We start from the raw sequence: 21,106 nt of genomic DNA on the forward strand, positions 1-21,106 counted from the left end.
CTGAACATCGAGGGAACTGCGCGGTCAGGCCGCGCAGTTCGAGACTGCGTGGCTTCGCCGGAAAGGCGGAGCCACGGGAGGGCATCATGCGTCGTCGTCTTCGCCGACAACCGTGCTGGTGAGGTTGCCGCCCACCACGGTCATGTCGATCGCGTTCTGCTGCAGGTTCGCACCCATGACGATGTCCTGGTTGAACGCGCTGATGTGGTTGGAAGCATTGGCCGAAGCGGTGCTCGTGCCGGTGACATAGCCGTCGTCACCGTTGTTCGAGCCCCAGATGCCGCCGTTGCCGGCGCCACCGTAGCCGGTCGTCGCCGTGCCGCCGGCAGCCCCGGCTCCGCCGGCCCCGCCCCAGGCGTCGCCGCCATAGCCGTCGCCGCCGAAGCCATCGGCCCAGGCGCCGCTCAGGGCATGGCCGCCTTCGCCGTTGGCCCAGGCATTGCCACCATAGGCATCGCCACTCGTGGCGCTGCCGCTGGTCGCGGCCCCACCGGTGCCGTTGCCCCCGGCCGCACCGTCGCCGCCGAAGCCGGCACCGATGCCTGCGCCATAACCGGCACCGAGACCTGCACCAATGGCCTCGCCGCCCTCGCCGCCGTCACCGGCATCCGTGGCGTCGCCGCCGCGGCCACCGTTGCCGCCGGCCCCGGCTGCCCCGCCGTTCCCACCGGCCCCGCCGGCACCACCGGCCCCACCGTTGGACGAATCCCAGATGTTGCCGCCTTCGCTTTCGACGAAGACCGGGTCGATCAGGCCGAGAGCGACACCGACTGCGGTTCCGCCGTCGCCGGCCGTCGAAGCACCGCCGCCGCCGCCGCCACCACCGCCGCCACCGCCGGCGCCGTCAGCATCGCCGCCGTTGCCGCCTTCTTCACCGTCGCCGGCCCGGTTGTTGCCGCCGTCGCCGCCGCCCCCGGCAAATGCCAGGCCGGCACCGAGCCCGAGGCCGAGGCCGAGGCCGACGCCGAGTGCGTCACCGCCGCGGCCGCCGTCGCCACCCTCGCCCTCGCCACCTTCGGCCTCGCCGCTTTCGGCTTCGCTTTCGGCGTCGCCGCCGTCGGCGTTACCGCCCTCGCCCCTGCCGCCGGCAGCCAGGCTTGCGGCGATCCCGCCGGCACCGTCACCGCCGACGCCGATGCCACCGAGCGCGAAGCCGCCGTGTCCGCCGTCACCGCCGTTGGCATAGGCATTGCCGCCGTCGCCGCCCTCGCCGCCGCCGACGATGCCGTCACCCGACCTGGCATAGCCGCCGTCGGCGTTCTGTTCGAACTTGGCATAGCCGTCGTTCACGACCTTGGCTTCCTCGAGCCGGTCGTTGTCCTGGATGTTGGCGACCTGGTTGAAGACGTTCGCGACGTCATTGCCCTGGCCGGTGAGGGCTTCGTTCAGCAGGTTGTCGAAGCTGATGTTGAACATCCCGTCGATCGAGCTGCGGTCCATGTCGATGTCGGCGAAGTCGTTGTCTTCGGCCTCGAGCTCCGACAGGTCGACGGTGACGTCGACGGTCGTCGTGTTGGTGTTAGTGTTGTGGTTGCCGTTCAGGTTGAGGTTGCCGTTGCCATTGAGGTTGCCGTTGCCGTTCCAGTTCTCACTGGACTGGTGCTGGGCCTGGGCCTGCCCTTGCCCCTGAGCCTGCCCCTGAGCCTGCCCCTGAGCCTGGAGTTCGGCCTGGAGCTGCGCCTGGAGCTCGCTCTGCTGCTGCTGTTCCTGCTGGCGCTGCTGTTCCTGTTGCTCCTGGGACGAGTCGTCCTTGTAGGGTCTGTCGTTGCGCGACATAGCTGCGTCCTTTGTCGTTGGACCGCTACGGCTTGACGCTATTCATCTCTTAAGCGTCTTCGCCGTGCCGTTGGTTGAACATGAATGCATGCAACTGGCTTGTGCCGGGCGCCGTCACACGAGGCGTCCTCGCCTCTGGCCTTGCGGTCTGGCTGCCAAATCCTCCCGTCCGAACACGGGATGGAATGGCAGGAGCTTGAAACGCCGTCGTCGAACCCGAGGCGCATGCGCCTTCCGACCGCATGCCGGAGCCCTGCTCAAGCCAGACGGCAGTTTGAAATGAGGCCGGCGGCGTTTTAAGCTGACAATTGGAGCTAGACCATGCGCCCGGTCTGCGCCTATCGGTTGTTTTCTGCGAAATCGACCTACCGCCAACGATCTAGATCTTGCGGAGAAAAGATTGATCAGACGCAGGGTTTCGAACGGCCTGCCGCAGGTACAGGAACGATCCGGACGCGATAATTCTTTATTTCATCGATTAATATAGTTTTATTTTTAGATGTTCCTTGCGGGTTCGGCGCCATTTCTTGGGTCCCGCGCCCGGAGTATGCTTTCCTGCATCAGCCTACGCCGTTGCGTAGGAGATATCTGCGTTCGACCGATGAATCCTAAGCAGCGGAGTCAAGTGAAATGCCGCAGTTTCAAGATATACTTCTCCTGATCGGTCAGCTGAACTACACGTGGACGAACACCGAAAGCCTGTTGATCCACATGATCGCCGGCCTGGCCCGGGTCGACAAGGAAACGGCAATCGTCATCTTCCTCACCCTCAACACGACCCGCGCGCGCATCGACCTCGTCGAACGGCTGAGCAAGATGCACAGGACCCCGGCTGACTGCCGCGCCGATATCCTGGACGCGACGCGGCGCCTCTCGGAGGAGGCGAAGCTGCGCAACAAGTACAACCACTGCATCTATTCCTTCGACCCCGACAGCGGCCGTGGATTGACGCAGCTGATGCGCATCGTCGACGGCAAGGACGACCTGAGATACGGAAAGGTCGAGGCGCTGGACGATCAGGAGATGGCGCGCATCCGCGAAAGCATCAAATCGCTCGTCGCGATCAACCACAGGTTCTGGGAGATCGTCGAAGAATACGATTTCCCGAGATGAGGGTGAGGTGAAGGGCGCCGGGTTCGTCGCTGAAGGCGCTCGACAGCCGGCGCAGACCAGTTGCAGGGCGCTGTTCCTTTACGCTTGCCTGTTGAACCGGACTTGAGCTTGCGCGTTCTCAGGAAAGATATGCCCGGTGGAGGGCAGGGATCAACGTCAGGAGGTGTTGATGATATTCAAGGAAGGCACGTTCCACGGCGAGCTGCCCGAGCATTTCGACGGCCCGCATCCCGCCCTGCTCGAGGCGGCGGTGGCCGACGCCCTGTCGGTGACCGCTACCGTCGATGCATCCGACGTCGCGGTGACCTGCGAGAACGGCATCGTTTTTCTGACCGGCCGGGTCGGTTCGCCCGAGGAGATCGAGCGCGCGGTCGCGATCGCCCGGTCCGTTCCGGGGGTGACGGCGGTGGAAGCCCGCTTGTCCGCCGGGTAGAAGGCGCCCGGGATTGCCGCCGGCGCGGCAGGGATGATACTGCATTGCAGCGAAAGGGGCTGCGCCGCATCATGCTTGCCGAACCGACGACCTACGAGGAGCTTTGCCGCGACTTCCGCTGGAACATTCCCCGGCGGTTCAACATCGGCACCGCCGTCTCCGACGCCTGGGCGGAACGCGAGCCCGGCCGCATCTGTCTGCAGCATTTCTCCGCCGACGGGAACCACCTGAACCTTTCCTATGGCGAGCTCGCCGCCCGCTCGTCCGCCTTTGCCCGCGGCCTCGCCGCTCGCGGGATCGGCGCCGGCGACCGGGTCGCCATCCTGCTGCCGCAGGGCTTCGAGACGGTGATCGCCCATGTGGCGATCTACAAGCTCGGCGCGATCGCGCTGCCGCTCGCTCTGCTGTTCGGCGCCGAAGCGCTCCAGTTCCGGCTGCGCGACGCGGGTGCCAGCGCGGTCGTCACCAATGCGTTCGGCTTCGAGCGGCTGGCGGCGATCAGGGACGGTCTGGAGGCGCTAAAGCTCGTCGTCCTCGCTGACGGCCGGGAGCAGGCCGGGACCGTGTCCTTCACGGCGGTCGAGGAGGATGCCGGTCCGCCGGGGCCGCCCTTCGTGCCGGTCGACAGCGGCCCCGACGATCCGGCGCTGATGATCTACACCTCCGGCACCACCGGCCCGCCCAAGGGGGCGCTGCACGGCCACCGCGTGCTGCTCGGGCACGTCCCAGGCTTCCAGATGCACCACGAACTCCTGCCGCAGCCCGGCGACCGGATCTGGACGCCGGCCGACTGGGCCTGGGCGGGCGGCCTGCTCAACGTGCTGCTGCCGGCGCTTCTGCTCGGCGTGCCGGTGGTCTCCTCGCCCGGCCAGAAGTTCGATCCGCACATGGCCTACCGCATCATGGCGGAGATGGACGTGCGCAACGCCTTCATTCCGCCGACCGCGCTGCGGCTGATGAAGAGCGTGGAGGAGCCGCGCAACACCTACCGCCTCAACCTGCGCACCATCGGCACCGCCGGCGAATCGCTCGGCCGCCAGACCTGGGAGTGGGCGCGGCGGACGCTCGGCGTCACCGTCAACGAGTTCTACGGCCAGACCGAATGCAACATCGTCATCGGCTCGGTCGGCAGGCTCGGCGTCTCGCGACCCGGACCGATCGGCAAGGCCGTGCCGGGGCACGTCGTGGCGATCATCGACGCCGAGGGACGGCCGCTGCCGCCGGGCGCCACCGGCCAGATCGCCGTGCGCCGGCCCGACCCGGTGATGTTTTTGCGCTACTGGAACAACGCGGCGGCCACCGAGGCGAAGTTCGTCGGCGACTGGATGACCACCGGCGATCTCGGGCGGATGGACGAGGGTGGCTACATCACCTTCATCGGTCGCGACGACGACGTGATCACCTCGTCAGGATACCGCATCGGCCCGAGCGAGATCGAGGACTGTCTGGCCGGCCATCCGGCCGTGCAGCTCGCAGCCGTCGTCGGCAAGCCCGACCCGGTGCGTACCGAAATCGTCAAGGCGTATGTGATGCTGCGGCCGGAGCACGCCGGTAGCACCGGTCTTGCCGCCGAAATCCGCGACTGGGTCAAGCATCGCCTATCGATGCACGAATATCCGCGCGAGGTGGAGTTCGTCGAAAGCCTGCCGCTGACGACCTCCGGCAAGGTCATCCGCCGGTTTCTGCGCGAGCGGGCCGTGGCCGAGGCAAGAGCGGCAGGGCCGGTCGGGACGGAGGCTTGAGCGGACCCGCCGGGGCTGCCCCGCTTCACCGCTTCGCCAGGGCGCGGATCTTGTCACGCAGCAGGCGGGCGACGTTGCGCGTGCTGCGATAGAGATGCAGCTGCGCCGCCACCTGGCGCACGTCGCGGTCGCGATTCTGATGCAGTCCGATGACGAGCGTACCCATATCCTCGCGTTCCTCCCAGAACCGGCTCATGACCGGATGGTCGGGCACGGCGCAGGAGTCGGAGCGAACGATGTTGGCGTCGTCCAGATGCCATTCCGTCAGTTCCGCCACCAGCAGCTTGCCGGGCGAGAACCGTGCGAATTCCTCGTCATAGGCGGTTTTCCAGGTATAGGCCTCGCCGCCCGCCAGAAACACGATCATCGAGGCGATCGCCCTGCCGTCGAGGTCGAGGGTGTGGATGCGCACGCTGTCGACCTCGGCGAGGTTGGTCACCGCCTCGCGGGCGAAGGCGGCGCGGTAGCGGTCGTTGATCATCGCGGTGCGGCCGCGCCCCTTCCAGCCGTTCGCCTCCAGCAGCAGGAACTGCTCCATGCGCAGGCGGATGTCGCCCGGCTGGCGGGCGACGTGGTAGGAGAGTTCGCCGAGTTCGCCGAGCTTCCGCCACTGGCGCTGCAATTCACGGTAATGTGCCGGCGATATCGCCTGCTTCAGGTAGGTGGGGCCGTCGAGCAGGCTTTCGAGCATCGGCCGCCGGTAGGTTTCCGTCACCGTCAGCGGCAGGTTGCGCCCGATGGCAACGGCACGCGCAAGCGTTGCGAAACGGCCGTCGAGCCGCAGGTCGGGCATCACCAGCACCGGCGGCAGGCCGTGGCCGGGCGTCGCAAGGGCCTCGTAGAGATTGTCGATCGTCTCGGCCGCATCCTCGCTGTCCACCAGCGGCGTGCCGAGCGGGCCGAACGGGTTCGACCAGGCACGGATGATGCTCGCGCCCACCGAAAAGCCCGGCCGCTCCACCGAGAACGGCATCAGGAAGCGGATGCGGCTGCGGCTGCCGTCCTCGTCGCGGATCAGCGACAGGCGCACGGTGCGGTCCTCGAGCCGCGGCATTGCCGGTGCCAGGAACCGGCCGGTGAAGAAGACGTTGGGCTCCACCGCGCGGTTTGCCAGGAAATCGAGCTCCTGCTGCAGGTCGTAGCCGGCGATCGCCGGGTAGAGCCAGAGCGCCCGGCCACTGCGGCCGACGGGAATGCGGTGTTCGGCCGTCGGCGCCTGTGCTGCGTCGTTGGCGGAGAAGCCGGACGGCATTCCGGCGGCGTCGTTGCCCGATCCCGGTATGAAAACCATGTCAGTCAGTCCTGTCCTGTCGTGCCGCCGCCAGCGACGGCGCGGCGAAGGCAAAGAGGGTGATCCCCAGCGTGCGGCGTACGGCGGCAAACAGCAGCACCGCCTCGATCGCCATGGCGCCGGCTGTCGCGATCGCCGCGCCGGCGATGCCGAAGGCCGGGATGAGGGCGACGTTGAGGCCGATGTTTGCCGCAAGCGCCGTCGCGTAGAGCCCCATGCAGAGCGTCTGCTGGCCAGCCATCGTCAACAGCACCTCGCCGGGGCCGACGGCGGCCTTGGCGAGGATGCCGAGCAGCAGGATGACCATGACGCCGTAGCCGGTGGTGAAGGCGGGACCGAACAGCGACAGCAGGAAATCGCCGAGCACCAGCATCGTCAGCCCGACGGCGAGCGACGGCCAGAAACTCCAGCGCACCGTCTCGGCCGCAAATGCCGCAAGCCCCGTCCGGTCGCCCTGTCCGTAGAGAGCGGAAAAACGCGGTGCCGCCGCGGCCTTGACGGAGAACAGCACGAAGTGGACGAGCGCCATCGTCTTGGCGGCGGCGAAATAGATCGCGACGCTCTCCGGGTCGAGCACCAGCCCGACGACCACCACGTCGGAATTGGTCAGCAGGAAACCGAAACCTTCGATCAGGAAGATCGGCAGCGCCATCCGCATCCAGGTCCCGAATTCCACACGGCGCGGGCCGCGCCGGTAGGTGCGCCGCAGCCGCAGCGCGACGTTGAAGAACTGCACGACGCTGGTCAGGTAGGTCGCAGCCAGAGCGGCAGCCATCGCCGTGCGGGCCGTATGCGGCGCGCCGAGGAACACCGCCGCCACGAGGAACAGCAGGATCAGCAGCGGCCGCACGATATAGGTCGGGCTCAGCGCCACCACCGCCCAGCTGTGGGCCCTGGCCGTCCCCTCCAGCACGTCGCCGAGCGCGATCATCGGCAGGCAGAAGATGCCGAGGTAGACGGGCACGACATAATAGCTCTCGATCCGGTCCCCAAGGAGCCAGACGCCGAAGAGGCCGAAAGCCGCCAGCAGCGTCGCCGATGCAAGAGCAAAGGTGCGGGCCGTCGCGGTGAGGCCGCGGATTTCCGCAAAGGCGTTGCTCGCGCTGTAATGCGGCAGGAAGCGGACCACGGTGGAGTGGAAGCCGAGGCAGGACAGGTTGCCGAAGATGACCACCAGCACCCAGACGAAGACGAAGATGCCATATTCGAATTCGCCCATGATCCGGGCCATGATGACCTGGGAGACGAAGGCGATCGCCGCGCTGACGACGCGGATGGCGAAGGCGAGCAGCGCCATGCGCTGGGCGCTGTCGCGCGGCGTCTGCCCGGCAAGGACGATGGCGAGCTTCGCGGCGAAAGGCGCGATCTTGCGGCGAAGCCGGTTTGGCAGCAGTTTCTCCGCCGACTGAATCACCGCCATGAACACAGGAACCCGCACGCAACGCACAACACACGTGCGAAATCCTGCCAGATCAGGGTTAACAAAGGATGGGCGAGCGACCGCCCGGGGAGAGATTGATGGGGATTGCTGCGACTGAGCGAGCGAAGATGCTGAGGGCGCATTCGATCGGGCCGACCATGGTCAGCTACCTGGAGGAGGCCGGCATCGAGCGCCTGGCCGACCTGGTCGGTGCCAGCGCGGAGGAGCTCGCCTTCCGCATCGACGTGGCGCTCGGCCGCAAGCACATCAACCGGCTCGGCATCGCGGCACTGGAAAATCTGATCGCCCTGGCCGAGGCCGAATGCCTGTCGCCGGAATGAAGATGCCGCCCGAAGGCGGCATCTGATGGTTTCGCGTCGGCGGGCGTTCAGGCCTGCTCGAAGGCGCCGTGGCAGTGCTTGTACTTCTTGCCCGAGCCGCAGGGGCAGGGCTCGTTCCGGGCGACCTTGCCCCAGGTGGCCGGATCCTGCGGATCGCGGTCCTCGGGGTTGACTGCGACCGCCATGAAGCCGCTGCCTTCGCCGAAGTCGTCCTCGCCGGTCGTCTCGTCGATGTGGTGGCCGGCCATGACCGGCAGCGCCGGCGCGGGGGCCTCGGCCGCCTCGCGGACGAGCTCGACCCGCATCAGCTGGGCCGTCACCGTCTGGCGCAGGTTGGCCAGCAGCGCCTGGAACAGCTCGAACGCCTCGCCCTTGTATTCCTGCAGCGGATCGCGCTGGGCATAGCCGCGGAAGCCGATGACGGAGCGCAGGTGGTCGAGGTTGACGATGTGCTCGCGCCACAGATGATCGATCGTCTGCAGCACGACGGACTTTTCGACGTAGTTCATGATCTGCGGGCCGAAGCGCTCGGCGCGGTCGGCGGCGGCCTGTTCGGCAGCCTTCTTCACCCGCTCCAGGATGTCAGCCTCGTCGATGCCTTCCTCGGCGGCCCACTGCTCGACCGGCAGGTCGAGGTTGAGGTACTGGGCGACGCCCGCCTTCAGGCCGGCGACGTCCCACTGCTCGGCATAGGCGTGCTCGGGAATGTGCAGCCTGACGAGGTTTTCGATCACCTCCTGGCGCATGTCCTCGACGATGTCGGTGACGGTTTCGGCATCCATCAGTTCGAGGCGCTGCTCGAAGATGACCTTGCGCTGGTCGTTCAGCACGTCGTCATATTTCAGCAGGTTCTTGCGGATGTCGAAGTTGCGGGCCTCGACCTTCTTCTGGGCCCGCTCCAGCGCCTTGTTGATCCAGGGGTGGACGATCGCTTCGCCTTCCTTCAGGCCGAGCTTCTGCAGCATGCCGTCCATGCGGTCGGAGCCGAAGATGCGCATCAGGTCGTCTTGCAGCGACAGGTAGAACTTCGAACGCCCGGGGTCGCCCTGGCGGCCGGAGCGGCCGCGCAGCTGGTTGTCGATGCGCCGGCTCTCGTGGCGCTCGGTGGCAAGCACGTAGAGGCCGCCGGCGGCGAGCGCCTGCTCCTTGAGCTTCTTGACGTCCTCGACGATCGCGGCGCGCTTGGCATCGCGCTCCGGGCCGGGCTCCATCTCGGCGAGTTCGCGCTCCAGGCGCATGTCGAGGTTGCCGCCAAGCTGGATGTCGGTGCCGCGGCCGGCCATGTTGGTGGCGATGGTGATCGCGCCCGGCACCCCGGCCTGGCTGACGATGTAGGCTTCCTGTTCGTGGTAGCGCGCGTTCAGAACCTGGAAGTCCTTGACGTGGGCCGCCTTGAGCCGCTCGGCCAAAAGCTCGGACTTCTCGATCGAGGTCGTGCCGACCAGGATCGGCTGGCCGCGCTTCTGGGCGTCCTTGATCTCCTCGATGATCGCCTTGTACTTCTCGTCGACGGTCCGGTAGACCTCGTCGTCCTCGTCCAGACGCTTGATCGGCAGGTTGGTCGGCACCTCGACGACCTCGAGGCCGTAGATGTTGCCGAACTCCTCGGCTTCCGTCGCCGCCGTGCCGGTCATGCCGGCGAGCTTGCCGTACATGCGGAAGTAGTTCTGGAAGGTCACCGAGGCCAGCGTCTGGTTCTCCGGCTGGATCGTCACCTTTTCCTTGGCCTCCAGCGCCTGGTGCTGGCCTTCCGAATAGCGGCGGCCCGGCATCATGCGGCCGGTGAACTCGTCGATGATGACGATCTCGTCGTTGCGGACGATGTAGTCCTTGTCGCGGGTGAAGAGCTTGTGGGCCTTCAGCGCGTTGTTGATGTGGTGGACGATGGCGACGTTCTCGACGTCGTAGAGGCTCTCGCCCTTCAGCAGCCCGGCATTGCGCAGCATGTTCTCGAGCTTCTCGGTGCCGACTTCGGAGAAGTTGGCCGAGCGCTGCTTCTCGTCGATCTCGTAGTCCTCCTCCGACAGCATCGGGATGAAGGCGTCGATGGTGATGTAGAGATCGGAACGGTCGTCGAGCGGGCCGGAGATGATCAGCGGCGTGCGCGCCTCGTCGACCAGGATCGAGTCGACCTCGTCGACGATCGCGTAGAAGTGGCCGCGCTGGACCATCTGGGCGCGGTCGTACTTCATGTTGTCGCGCAGATAGTCGAAGCCGAGCTCGTTGTTGGTCGCGTAGGTGATGTCGCAGGCGTAGGCCTCGCGGCGCTGGTCGTCGTCGAGCCCGTGCACGATCACGCCCGTCGTCATGCCGAGGAAGCCGTAGATCTTGCCCATCATGCCGGCGTCGCGGCGGGCCAGATAGTCGTTGACGGTGACGACGTGCACGCCCTTGCCGGCCAGCGCGTTGAGATAGACCGGCAGGGTCGCCACCAGCGTCTTGCCTTCGCCGGTCTTCATTTCGGCAATCGACTTTTCGTGCAGGATCATGCCGCCGATCAGCTGCACGTCGAAGGGGCGCAGGCCCAGCACGCGCACGGCCGCCTCTCGGGCAACGGCGAAGGCGGGCACCAGCAGGTCGTCGAGCGACTTGCCCTCGGCGAGCTCCTTGCGGAACTCAACGGTCTTTGCCGCGAGCTGTTCGTCTGACAGGGCCTTCATCTCGGGTTCCAGGGCGTTGATTGCCTCGACCCTGGACTTGTAGGAGCGTACGCGGCGCTCGTTGGACGAGCCGAACAGTTTGCGGGCGAGGCCGCCGAGGCTGACCATCGGGATGGTCCTTTCTTTTGTGTCGAGGGCGCTTCGAAGGGCTTGCGAGAATGCGTGCAAAGCCGCGAAACGCCCGGAAACGTTCTGGACGCGAGATTGCGTGACAGATAAGAGGGGGGTCGAATGATGTCAACGGCGCAATCGGTTACACAATGGCCACATTCGGGGTGCTGTTCGACCGACCGAGCGCTGGTTTCGTCCCGATTCCGGCCGTCTGTGAAAGGTTTAAGACGATGTTCAGATACAGCAAGCTTGCCGCTGTCGCGATGATCGCGGTCGCCGCTGCTCACGGGGCGGCCTTTGCCGAGGACAAGCCCGACCCGGTCGTGGCCAAGGTCGGCGGCGTCGAGATCCGCCAGTCCGAGATCGACCTGGCGATGGCCGGCCTCGATCCGCAGCTCGCCAACCTGCCGCCCGAGCAGAAGAAGGTCGCAGCGCTTTCAGCCCTGATCGACGTGAAGGTGCTCGCCACCGACGCGACCAAGGAAGGCCTCGACAACGATCCGGCCTTCAAGCAGCGCATCGCCTTTTTGACCGATCGCGAACTGCACAACGCCTATTTCAAGAAGCATGTCGTCGACGCCATCACTCCGGAAGAGGTGAAGGCCCGCTACGACAAGGAGATCGCCGCTGTGCCGCCGCAGGAAGAGGTCCGCGCCCGCCACATCCTGGTGAAGACCGAGCAGGAGGCGAAGGACGTCATTGCCGCGCTCGACAGCGGCAAGGATTTCGCCGAGCTCGCCAAGGAGAAGTCGACCGATGCCGCCTCCGAGGGCGGTGATCTCGGCTACTTCACCAAGGGCCGCATGGTGCCGGAATTCGAGGCCGCCGCCTTCGGGCTGGAGAAGGGCGCCTATACCAAGACCCCGGTCAAGACGCAGTTCGGCTACCACATCATCCTCCTCGAGGATAAGCGCCAGCAGCAGCCGCCGACGCTGGAGCAGGTCGAGCCGCAGGTTCGCCAGCTCGTCATGCGTGACAAGTACATCGCGCTGCTGGAAGCGGCGAAGGCCTCCGCCAGCGTCGAGATCGAGGACCCGGCGCTGAAGAAGTCCTATGACGAGGTCAGCAAGCCCCAGGCCGACGAGCAGACGCAGCCCGGCGAGCAGAAGCCGTAAAAACCTCACCCATGGCCCGCCCCCGAGGCGGGCCTCCATCGTCGCGCCACGGGAAGCAACATGTCCGGTTCCGTCTCTCCGCTCGCCCCCAAAACCTTCGCCGAGATCCCGCCGCTGCGCGGCGTGCGGATGGCGACAGCCGCCGCGGGCATCAAGTACAAGGGCCGCACCGACGTGCTGATGATGGTGTTCGACGCCCCGGCCGCCGTGGCCGGCGTCTTCACCACGTCCAAGTGCCCGTCCGCTCCCGTCGATTTCTGCAAGGCCAACCTTGGCGGCGGCACGGCCCGGGCGGTGGTCGTCAATTCCGGCAATGCCAATGCATTCACCGGCCGTAAGGGTCGCGAATCCACGGCGATGACGGCCGCGGCGGCCGCCAGGGCGGTCGGCTGCGGCGAGGGCGAGGTGTTCCTTGCCTCGACCGGCGTCATCGGCGAGCCGCTCGACGCGACCAAGTTCTCCGGCGTTCTCGACGGGCTTGCCGTCTCGGCCCGGGAGGATTTCTGGTTCGAGGCGGCCAAGGCGATCATGACCACGGACACCTATCCGAAGGTCGCGACGCGCACCGCCCGGATCGGCGATGCCGCCGTCCGCATCAACGGCATCGCCAAGGGCGCCGGCATGATCGCCCCCGACATGGCGACGATGCTGTCCTTCGTGGTGACCGACGCCGACATCCCGGCCGCCACCCTGCAGGTGCTGCTGTCCGAAGCGGTGAAGCCGACCTTCAACTCGGTGACGGTCGACAGCGACACGTCCACCTCCGATACGCTGATGCTGTTTGCCACGGGTGCTGCCCGGGCCGACGGCCAGCCGCCGGTGAACGGACCGGCCGACCCGGCGCTGGCGGAGTTCCGCACGGCGCTGAACGATCTGCTCAAGGACCTGGCGCTGCAGGTGGTGCGCGACGGCGAGGGCGCGCGCAAGATGGTGGCGGTCACCGTCGAGGGCGCAGAGAGCGCCGCGGCCGCCAAGCGCATCGCGCTGTCGATCGCCAATTCGCCGCTCGTCAAGACGGCGGTTGCCGGCGAGGACGCCAACTGGGGACGCGTGGTGATGGCCGTCGGGAAATCCGGCGAGATGGCCGACCGCGACCGGCTGGCGATCTGGTTCGGAGACGTACGCGTCGCCGTCGACGGCGAGCGCGACCCGGCCTATTCGGAAGACGCCGCTTCCGCCGTGATGAAGGCAGAGGACATCGAAATCCGTGTGGAGATCGGGCTGGGCACCGGCAGGGCCACCGTCTGGACCTGCGACCTGACCAAGGAATATGTCGAGATCAACGGGGACTACCGCAGTTGATTGGCGGCGAGAAACCAGCTGAGACGGCCCCCACGGTCGCGTGTGTCATGGAGCGAGGCCCCGTGGTTGACCTACCGAGCGTGCGCCGGCTCGAAGCCGTCGGCTTTCGCGCCTGGCCGGCGACATCGACGCATTACGACGGCAGCTGGCTGGTCCGGCTGACCGCCGCCCATCCGTCGAAGCGGCTGAACTCCGTCAATCCGCTCGATCCGTCCGATACGCGCGACATTGCCGGCCGGCTGGAGACGGCGGGCAAGCAGTTTGCCGAATACGGCCGTCCGCTGCTGGTGCGCCAGACGCCGCTTGCGCCGCCGGAGCTGGTCGCGTTCATGGACGATGCGGGCTGGGGCCGTTTTGGCGAGGCGGCCGTGATGATGGCGGACCTGACGGGGACGCTGGCCATGGAAAGCGTCGACGGCCTTGAGCACCTGCCGAGCCGCGACGTCCCGCGTTTCGTCAATGCGCGCATCCGGGTCGCCGGCGAGGATCCGGCGCTGAAGGCCGGCTTGACCGAAATCGTCAGCGCCATCAAGCCGGAGACGGGGCTGTTCCTCTTCGAGGAGCCCGGCTTCGGCCCTTCCGCCGTGGCACTTGCGGTCCACGACAACGACCTTGCCGGCATCCTGCAGCTTGCCGTTGCCCCGGAGCTGCGCGGGCGCGGCATCGGGGCCGAAGTCCTGCATTCCGCGATGCGCTGGGCCAGGCTGCGCGGGGCGCGGAGCGCCTGGGTGCAGGCCGAGATCGAAAACGAGGGCGCGCTGGCGCTCTACCGCAAGGCCGGCTTCCGCGAAGTCTATCGCTACATCTATCGCGGAGCGGCCCGGTCATGACACAAGCCGCCGGCCACCGGCTCCTGCTCGTCGCCGCTTGCGCCCTCGTCGATGCGGACGGACGGATCCTGCTGGCGCAGCGGCCGGAGGGAAAGCAGCTTGCCGGCCTGTGGGAGTTCCCGGGCGGCAAGGTCGAGCCGGGCGAGACGCCGGAGGAGACGCTGATCCGCGAGCTGCATGAGGAACTCGGCATCACGACGAAGGTCGCCTGCCTCGCGCCGCTCACCTTCGCCAGCCACACCTACGACGACTTTCACCTGCTGATGCCGCTCTATGTCTGCCGCCGCTTCGACGGCACGGCGCACGGGCGCGAGGGGCAGGCGCTGAAATGGGTCAAGCCGAAGATGCTGCGCGACTATCCCATGCCGCCGGCCGATGAGCCACTGATCCCCTACCTGATCGACCTTCTGTAATGCCGCAGCCGCGGCATTTTGGATTCCTTCGTTAATCGAACGTTTATCTCCGTGGTCCAATGATACTCCAGCCGGCACGCGATGTATGCGTGCGGCACGACGGTGTGTGGCAGTTCGGACGGACAAGGCGACGAGCCGCGGCTGTGCGACGGCAAGACAATCGATCGAGAGTTACGGACATGCGGGACAACGAATTCTGGCAGGCGGTTCAGGACAAGGAACTGACGACGGTTTCCGGCAATGGCCGCACCGGCGTGCTCAACCTTGCACTTCTGTTCGGCACGGCTGCGATCGCGCTGGCGCTCGTGCTGACGCCGGTGCTGTCGTCGCGGACGAACCCGCGGATGATGGCTCATACACCCGACGAGTTCGACATGATTTCGACCGGGTCGGTGCCGAAGCGCGGCGAAGGCAAGCGCTACACGGTACGCCGGAGCGTTCTGCAGGAGATGCCGGGCGCGGTCTGCATCGTCGACGCGGACGGCGTGTCGAGCGGCTGCTGAGGCGACATGCGGCCCTGGACAATCCCGTCCCGGCGCGGCGTTCAGGAAGCGAGGTCGTAATGCGTATGCTCAAATCCTTCGTGGCCGACCGGAGCGGGGCAACCGCCGTCGAATACGGGCTTCTGGCCGCCCTCATCTCGATCGGGCTGCTGGGCGGCCTCGGTGCCTTCCGGGACCAATTGCAGACGGTCTTCCTGACCATCCGCGATGCGATCGTGGGCGCCGGCTGACGCACCCCAATCCTCTATCGCTATCGCCTATCCGGCCGGCTTCGCCTTGAGCGCGTCGGCGAGGCGGACCTTTGCCGATCCGGGCTTCAGCGGCTTCTGCTGGCTTTCGTGCGGCGCCCAGCCCGACAGGTAGACGATCGAGAAGGTGGCGCGGATCCGCCCGTCGGGATCCGAATAGCGCTCGGCATAGAGCTCGGCGGCGCGCAGGAAGAACGACCGCGGCAGCGGCTTGCGACTGCGGGCGACCAGCGGATTGGCCATGCCCATGGCGCGAAGGTCCTTCATCAGCGGAAAGATCGAATCGTAGCGGACCGTGTACGTTTCCTTGTCCGTTACCGGCAGGGCGAAGCCGGCGCGCTGCAGCAGGGCGCCGATGTCGCGGATATCGGCGAAGGGAATGACGCGGGGGCTCGCGCCGCCGGCCATCTCGACCTCGGCCTGCAGCAGCACGTCGCGCAGCTCCTGCAGCGTATCGGCGCCGGGGATGGCGGCGAGGAACAGCCCGTCCGGCCTGAGCGCGCGGCGGATCTGCACGAAGACGCCGGGCGTGTCGTTGGTGAGGTGCAGCGACAGCGGCGCGACGGCGAGATTGACCGAAGCGGGCTCCAGCGGCAGGTGCTCGAGCGGCGCGGATACGAAGGCGTCCCCCGGCGCGGCGAACGCCGGATCGGTCTCGATACGCGCCATCTGCCCGATCTTGCCGGTGCGCTGCAGCGCCGCGGCCACGAGGCCGGTATAGCCATGGATCTCGACCGCCTCGTCGAAGTGGCGCTCGATGACGCCGAGCCGCTCAGCCAGTTCGTCGGCCGCCACCTTCAGCAGGAAATCGGCGGGCGCGTCGGACGATTTCAGCGTGCGCAGCCTGTTTTGTTCAACCAGGGCTTGATCGAAGATCGCTTCCAATGGACACTTCCCGTCGCTGGGGCCAGGTGACGGCCCTTCGGCCATTCGTGCCTTCGCAAAGGCGCCATGGAGATGGGAATGTCAATCGCATGACGCAATCGGCGATGGCCAGATTTGGTGCAATCGTCGGCGGCCGCTGCAAGAACGCCGCCGCGACCGTCATCGACTTCATCTACCCGCCGGCCTGTCCCGGCTGCCAGGTGCTGCTCGGCCGGCACGCCGGCGTCTGCGCGGCCTGCTGGTCGTCGCTGCGCTTCATCGAGCGGCCCTATTGCGAGGTGCTCGGGGCGCCGTTCTCGCACGACCTCGGGCCGGGCATCCTCTGCGCCGACGCGATCGCCGACCCGCCGCCGTTCTCCTGGCTGCGCACGGCGGTGGCGCATGACGGCCTCGCCCGGACGCTGGTTCACAGCCTGAAGTACCGCGACCGCACCGACCTGGCGCCGATGATGGCCGGCTGGATGGTGCGCGCCGCCGACGGCCTGGTCGGCACCTGCGACGTCATCGTGCCGGTGCCGCTGCATCGCTACCGGCTGCTGGCGCGCAAGTTCAACCAGGCCGCCGAGCTGGCACGGGCCATCGCCCGGCTGACCGGCAAGCCGCTTCTGGTCGGCGCCCTGCGGCGCACGCGCCCGACGAAGCGGCAGGTCGGGCTCGGCATCCGCGCCCGGCAGGAGAACGTCCAGGGTGCGTTTTCCGTCACCGAAGCTGGCAAGGCGGCGCTGCTCGGCAAGCGGGTGCTGCTGATCGACGACGTCTATACCACAGGCGCCACCGTCGCGGCGGCAACACGAACGCTGAGGCGGAACGGCGCGGCGGAGGTCGGCGTTTTGACCTTTGCAAGGGCACTTGCGGACCATATATGAATGGCTAAGACGCACAGCACATGGAGAAATTCAGGCATGGCTTCGATCGACATCTACACGCGGCAGTTTTGCGGCTACTGCACTGCCGCCAAGAAGCTCCTCGATGCGAAGGGCGTTCCCTACACTGAGCACGACGCCACCCATGCGCCGGAAATCCGCCAGCAGATGATCCAGCGGGCCAACGGGCGCAGCACCTTCCCGCAGATCTTCATCGATGGCGCGCATGTCGGCGGCTGCGACGACCTGCACGCGCTGGAGCGGGCCGGCAAGCTCGATCCGCTGCTGGCGGCATAAGGAGGCACCTCGATGTCCGTGAAGATCGCCGCCGTCCAGATGTGCTCCGGCACCGATCCGCAGGCAAACGCCGAGGCGATGTCCCGGCTGGTGCGCCAGGCGGCGGCCGCCGGCGCCCTCTACGTGCAGACCCCCGAGATGACCGGCGCGGTGCAGAAGGACCGGGCGGGACTGCAGGCGATCATCAGGGGCGAGGACGACGACCTGATCGTCCGCACGGCCGCCGAACTGGCGGCCGAACTCGGCATCCACCTGCATGTCGGCTCGACGGCGATCGCCCGTCCCGACGGCAAGATCGCCAACCGCGGCATCCTGTTTGCGCCAAACGGCGCTCGCGTCTGCAGCTACGACAAGATCCACATGTTCGACGTCGACCTCGACAACGGCGAGAGCTGGCGCGAGAGCTCGGCCTACACGCCCGGAAGCGTCGCCAAGGTCGCCGACCTGCCGTTTGCCAAGCTGGGCTTTGCGATCTGCTACGACGTGCGCTTCCCGGAGCTCTTCAAGGCCGAGGCGCAGGCCGGCGCCCAGATCATCTCGGTTCCGGCCGCCTTTACCCGGCAGACCGGCGAGGCGCACTGGGAGACGCTGATCCGGGCCCGCGCCATCGAGAACGGCGTCTTCATCATCGCCGCGGCGCAGGCCGGCCGGCATGAGGACGGGCGCGAGACCTTCGGCCATTCGATCATCGTCGATCCGTGGGGCCGGGTGCTAGCCATGGCCCGCGGCACGGGCGAGGCGGTGATCGTCGCCGACGTCGACGTCGGCGCGGTCAAGGCGGCGCACGACCGGATCCCCAACCTCAGGAACGGACGCACGTTCACGGTGGAAGAAGTCGCGCTTCCGGCGAAGGGAGGCGTTGCCGCGTGATCCGCTACGACCTCGTCTGTGACAATGCCCACGAATTCGAGGGCTGGTTCGGCTCGGCCGACGATTTCGACCGGCAGAAGGAGCGCTCGCTCGTCAACTGCCCCACCTGCGGCTCGCCGCGGGTGACGAAGCGGCTGATGGCGCCGTCGGTCTCGACCGCCCGCAAGAAGGAAGAGCGCCGGCACGCCGTGATGAACGCCCACAATCAGGAGATGATCGGCAAGCTGCGCGAACTCGTGACCGCCATCAAGGCGAATGCCGAGGACGTCGGCGACCGTTTCCCGGAAGAGGCGCGCAAGGTCCACTACGGTGAGGCCGAGCAGCGCGGCCTGATCGGCAAGGCGACGGCCGAGGAGGCGCGCGCGCTGATCGAGGAGGGCGTCGAGATCGCCCCCCTGCCGGTCCTGCCCGACGACAAGAACTGAGCGGGTGCGCATGGCGGGCCATCATCTGGCGATCTACAATTTCGGGCTGCACGTCGACGACTACGACAGTCCCGCCGTCGAGGGGTTTCGCCTGCGCGAGGCCGCCAACTTCGAGGCGGCGAGCCTTGCCGAGGGGTTCGTCGGCCGCTCCGGCTACCCGGACGTCGAGGGGCCGGAAAGCTGGGGCGTGCAGGTCTTTCCGCGGTTCATCGACGGCAGCGGCTTCGACAGCGCCCCGTCATCGCTGTCGCTCTGGCGCGACATCGAATCGCTGATGGCTTTTTCCTACAACGGCGTGCATGCCAACGCGCTCAAGCACGCCCGCAACTGGAACCGCAGGCAGGACTGGCCGCCGCTCGTGCTGTGGTGGGTCGAGGCCGGCAGCCGGCCGGACTGGCAAGACGGCGTCTCCCGGCTCGAACGGCTTCACGATCATGGTGCGGGCCCGGGGGCCTTCACCTTCAAAGAACCCTTCACCGCTACGGGCGAAGTGGCGTCGGTCGACCGGGCGCGGGTGCGGCAGATCGCCGAGGCGAACAGGGGCGGGCAGGAGAGCCTGCTGGCCCATGTCCTTTCGCTCAAGGTCTAGCACGAGGTACACGTGCGGTATTCCGGCGGGCGAATGAGGGGCGGACGGGAACGATCAGCTCCGGGCCGGGCACCTTCACATCACAAACGGGACGACTTCACGCACGAGCCAGCCGCCGCCCTCACACCGTCGGTCGTCGCGCCACCAGCATGTAGTTGACGTCCATGTCGGGCGACAGGTTCCACTGGTTGGAGAGCGGGTTGAAGAAGACGCCGGTGCGGTCGGTGACGGTCAGGCCGGAGGCGGTGAGCGGCTTTTCGATTTCCTCGGGGCGGACCAGCTTCTCGTACTGATGGGTGCCGCGCGGCAGCCAGCGCAGCACGTTCTCGGCGGCGAAGATGGCAAGCGCTGCCGCCTTCAGGGTGCGGTTGATGGTGGCGACGAACATCATGCCGCCGGGACGCACCATCGAGGCGCAGGTGGTGAGGAAGAAATCGACGTCGGCGACGTGCTCGACCACTTCCATGTTGAGCACGATGTCAAAACTCTCGCCGGCCTCGGCCAAAGCTTCCGCGGTGACGGCGCGATAGTCGACCTCGACGCCGCTGCCGGCGGCGTGCGCCTTGGCGATGCCGATGTTCTTCTCCGAGGCGTCGGCGCCGAGGACGGTCGCACCCATGCGCGCCATCGGTTCCGACAGCAGCCCGCCGCCGCAGCCGATGTCGAGGACCCTGAGGCCCTCGAGCGGACGGTGGGCCTGCGGATCGCGGCCGAAATGCGCCGCGGCCAGATCGCGGATATAGGCGAGACGCACCGGATTGAACTTGTGCAGGGGGCGGAACTTGCCGGTCGGGTCCCACCACTCGGCGGCCATGGCCGAGAAACGGTCGACCTCGGCCTGGTCGATGGTCGTGCGGGCGGTCTCGCTCATGGAAGGTCTCTCCTGCTCTTTCTCCTGAAGTCGGACCATTGCGGCGGGATGTCAAGTGCCGGGTCGAGCCGGACGCGGGCGCAGATATCCGCAGCGGCGCCCTGGCGTCTCGCGTCCGGGGGAACCTATGGCTGCGACCGGGAGCGGTGGCCAGGGCCAGGCACGTTCGTCCGGGCGATCGGCCTTGCGGGAGCACGTCGGATTGCCAGGCGTCTCGGCGAGGGCGCGACAGACCGCCTCGAAGCGGCTGCAGTAGCGGAGAACGCTGTGGCGCGACGCGGTGGCGATGCAAAGCGGCAAATGCCGCGATCGGCGGCCGTCCGCCGCGAGCATCGGCGCGAACCGGCCGAGACATGTGCGGCTTCGCCGGCAGCGGCGGATACGGCATGCGACAAGCGGCAGCCAGGCTTCGGTCGCGGCCAGCCGGCAGGCGTTGCGGCGGAGCCTTTCGGTTGCCGCGGAGGGGTCATTGTTCGTGCCATCCATTCCGGTCTCCGATCGACGTGACGGTGCGTTCACGCGGCGCATGGGCGTCCGTGTCGTTGCTGTCCAAGACTGTCTCCCGATCCCGCGGATCGGGCATTTCGGCCGGGGCACGCCATGTGCCTTCGGGTAAGTATTAAATGGTGACACGTGACGTGCCCCGTTTCGGTGTCTTTTGCCACGGCAACTTCGGTTCCTCTGCGCGGATGACGGCACCTTTTCCAGGGTGGGCTCGCGGGCTTGTCGTTGTTGCTTGGATGCCCGCGGCGCGCACGAAAGGGCAGCAATGCCCAGTCGCCGGTCCATTCATGTGTGCCGCACAGGCACGCCCCGGCCTCAAGGGTCGAGGGGGAAACCATCTTCTGCCGGGCCCCCGGATTCCGGCGCGCGTTTTCGCCGGGCACCCGGGGCACCGGTCCCGCCTCGCCGGCAACGCTTTCCGGTGTATCCGATGGCGGAACGCTGCCATTGTAGGCGCTGATTTCCTGACGAGGACGACCGGCGCGTCGAAGAACGTCCAACCTA

21 protein-coding genes are annotated in these 21,106 nt (G+C 67.2%); 15 read left to right on the forward strand and 6 right to left on the reverse strand.

Annotated elements, in window-relative coordinates:
* Positions 1-84: 84 nt before the first annotated feature.
* On the reverse strand, positions 85-1,776 hold the full coding sequence (locus C7449_RS09975; RefSeq protein WP_146165064.1) for a hypothetical protein: 1,692 nt from the start codon (positions 1,774-1,776) through the stop codon (positions 85-87).
* 630 nt (positions 1,777-2,406) lie between these two features.
* Between C7449_RS09975 and C7449_RS09990 the strand changes: the two genes are divergently transcribed.
* The 3 genes from C7449_RS09990 to C7449_RS10000 all read left to right on the forward strand — a co-directional run bounded on the left by C7449_RS09990 (position 2,407) and on the right by C7449_RS10000 (position 5,064).
* Positions 2,407-2,889, forward strand: coding sequence for a hypothetical protein (locus C7449_RS09990; protein ID WP_108002612.1), 483 nt, complete (start codon positions 2,407-2,409; stop codon positions 2,887-2,889).
* Positions 2,890-3,058: 169 nt separating this feature from the next.
* The gene (locus tag C7449_RS09995; protein WP_108002613.1) at positions 3,059-3,322 is read left to right on the forward strand and encodes a BON domain-containing protein; all 264 of its coding nucleotides are present in this window, start codon (positions 3,059-3,061) and stop codon (positions 3,320-3,322) included.
* Between the two features lie 71 nt (positions 3,323-3,393).
* A complete protein-coding gene (locus tag C7449_RS10000; RefSeq protein WP_108002705.1) occupies positions 3,394-5,064 on the forward strand; it encodes an AMP-binding protein in 1,671 nt (556 codons plus the stop codon).
* Between the two features lie 25 nt (positions 5,065-5,089).
* On the opposite strand, the gene C7449_RS10005 is transcribed toward C7449_RS10000, so the two are convergent.
* A complete protein-coding gene (locus C7449_RS10005; protein WP_245414348.1) occupies positions 5,090-6,316 on the reverse strand; it encodes a GNAT family N-acetyltransferase in 1,227 nt (408 codons plus the stop codon).
* Between the two features lie 40 nt (positions 6,317-6,356).
* Positions 6,357-7,775: a lipopolysaccharide biosynthesis protein gene (locus tag C7449_RS10010; RefSeq protein ID WP_108002615.1), complete on the reverse strand. Its 1,419-nt coding sequence runs from the start codon at positions 7,773-7,775 to the stop codon at positions 6,357-6,359.
* A gap of 98 nt (positions 7,776-7,873) precedes the next feature.
* Between C7449_RS10010 and C7449_RS10015 the strand changes: the two genes are divergently transcribed.
* On the forward strand, positions 7,874-8,116 hold the full coding sequence (locus tag C7449_RS10015) for a hypothetical protein (protein WP_108002616.1): 243 nt from the start codon (positions 7,874-7,876) through the stop codon (positions 8,114-8,116).
* Between the two features lie 47 nt (positions 8,117-8,163).
* Here the strand turns inward: C7449_RS10015 and secA are convergent, their stop codons facing one another.
* Positions 8,164-10,884 (reverse strand): preprotein translocase subunit SecA, encoded by a 2,721-nt coding sequence (gene secA, locus C7449_RS10020; protein WP_108002617.1) that lies wholly within the window; start codon positions 10,882-10,884, stop codon positions 8,164-8,166.
* Between the two features lie 233 nt (positions 10,885-11,117).
* Between secA and C7449_RS10025 the strand changes: the two genes are divergently transcribed.
* The 6 genes from C7449_RS10025 to C7449_RS10050 all read left to right on the forward strand — a co-directional run bounded on the left by C7449_RS10025 (position 11,118) and on the right by C7449_RS10050 (position 15,280).
* Positions 11,118-12,002 (forward strand): peptidylprolyl isomerase, encoded by an 885-nt coding sequence (locus C7449_RS10025; protein ID WP_108002618.1) that lies wholly within the window; start codon positions 11,118-11,120, stop codon positions 12,000-12,002.
* Positions 12,003-12,062: 60 nt separating this feature from the next.
* Positions 12,063-13,304: a bifunctional glutamate N-acetyltransferase/amino-acid acetyltransferase ArgJ gene (argJ, locus tag C7449_RS10030; RefSeq protein ID WP_108002619.1), complete on the forward strand. Its 1,242-nt coding sequence runs from the start codon at positions 12,063-12,065 to the stop codon at positions 13,302-13,304.
* A gap of 62 nt (positions 13,305-13,366) precedes the next feature.
* Positions 13,367-14,134, forward strand: coding sequence for a GNAT family N-acetyltransferase (locus C7449_RS10035; protein WP_374828335.1), 768 nt, complete (start codon positions 13,367-13,369; stop codon positions 14,132-14,134).
* A complete protein-coding gene (mutT, locus tag C7449_RS10040; RefSeq protein WP_108002621.1) occupies positions 14,131-14,547 on the forward strand; it encodes an 8-oxo-dGTP diphosphatase MutT in 417 nt (138 codons plus the stop codon). Before C7449_RS10035 ends, mutT begins: the two co-directional genes overlap by 4 nt.
* Before the next feature lie 179 nt (positions 14,548-14,726).
* On the forward strand, positions 14,727-15,050 hold the full coding sequence (locus C7449_RS10045; RefSeq protein WP_108002622.1) for a hypothetical protein: 324 nt from the start codon (positions 14,727-14,729) through the stop codon (positions 15,048-15,050).
* A 59-nt stretch (positions 15,051-15,109) separates the two neighbouring features.
* Positions 15,110-15,280, forward strand: a complete 171-nt coding sequence (locus C7449_RS10050; protein ID WP_108002623.1) for a Flp family type IVb pilin — start codon at positions 15,110-15,112, stop codon at positions 15,278-15,280.
* A 27-nt stretch (positions 15,281-15,307) separates the two neighbouring features.
* Here C7449_RS10050 and C7449_RS10055 read toward each other — a convergent pair whose 3' ends face one another.
* On the reverse strand, positions 15,308-16,183 hold the full coding sequence (locus C7449_RS10055; protein ID WP_108002624.1) for a class I SAM-dependent methyltransferase: 876 nt from the start codon (positions 16,181-16,183) through the stop codon (positions 15,308-15,310).
* 104 nt (positions 16,184-16,287) lie between these two features.
* On the opposite strand from C7449_RS10055, the gene C7449_RS10060 reads away from it, so the two are divergent.
* The 5 genes from C7449_RS10060 to C7449_RS10080 are packed head-to-tail and all read left to right on the forward strand — an operon-like array spanning position 16,288 to position 19,227.
* Positions 16,288-17,049, forward strand: a complete 762-nt coding sequence (locus C7449_RS10060) for a ComF family protein (protein WP_245414339.1) — start codon at positions 16,288-16,290, stop codon at positions 17,047-17,049.
* Between the two features lie 36 nt (positions 17,050-17,085).
* A complete protein-coding gene (grxC, locus tag C7449_RS10065; RefSeq protein ID WP_108002626.1) occupies positions 17,086-17,343 on the forward strand; it encodes a glutaredoxin 3 in 258 nt (85 codons plus the stop codon).
* A gap of 12 nt (positions 17,344-17,355) precedes the next feature.
* Positions 17,356-18,213 (forward strand): carbon-nitrogen hydrolase family protein, encoded by an 858-nt coding sequence (locus C7449_RS10070; RefSeq protein WP_108002627.1) that lies wholly within the window; start codon positions 17,356-17,358, stop codon positions 18,211-18,213.
* A complete protein-coding gene (locus C7449_RS10075) occupies positions 18,210-18,638 on the forward strand; it encodes a DUF1178 family protein (RefSeq protein WP_108002628.1) in 429 nt (142 codons plus the stop codon). The genes C7449_RS10070 and C7449_RS10075 overlap by 4 nt, the downstream gene beginning before the upstream one ends.
* Positions 18,639-18,648: 10 nt before the next feature.
* A complete protein-coding gene (locus C7449_RS10080) occupies positions 18,649-19,227 on the forward strand; it encodes a DUF3291 domain-containing protein (protein ID WP_108002629.1) in 579 nt (192 codons plus the stop codon).
* A 121-nt stretch (positions 19,228-19,348) separates the two neighbouring features.
* Here the strand turns inward: C7449_RS10080 and ubiG are convergent, their stop codons facing one another.
* Complete coding sequence (ubiG, locus tag C7449_RS10085) at positions 19,349-20,098, reverse strand: bifunctional 2-polyprenyl-6-hydroxyphenol methylase/3-demethylubiquinol 3-O-methyltransferase UbiG (RefSeq protein WP_108002630.1); 750 nt, start codon at positions 20,096-20,098, stop codon at positions 19,349-19,351.
* Between the last annotated feature and the right edge of the window lie 1,008 nt (positions 20,099-21,106).

Source organism: Mycoplana dimorpha, from assembly GCF_003046475.1.
Lineage (GTDB): Bacteria > Pseudomonadota > Alphaproteobacteria > Rhizobiales > Rhizobiaceae > Mycoplana > Mycoplana dimorpha.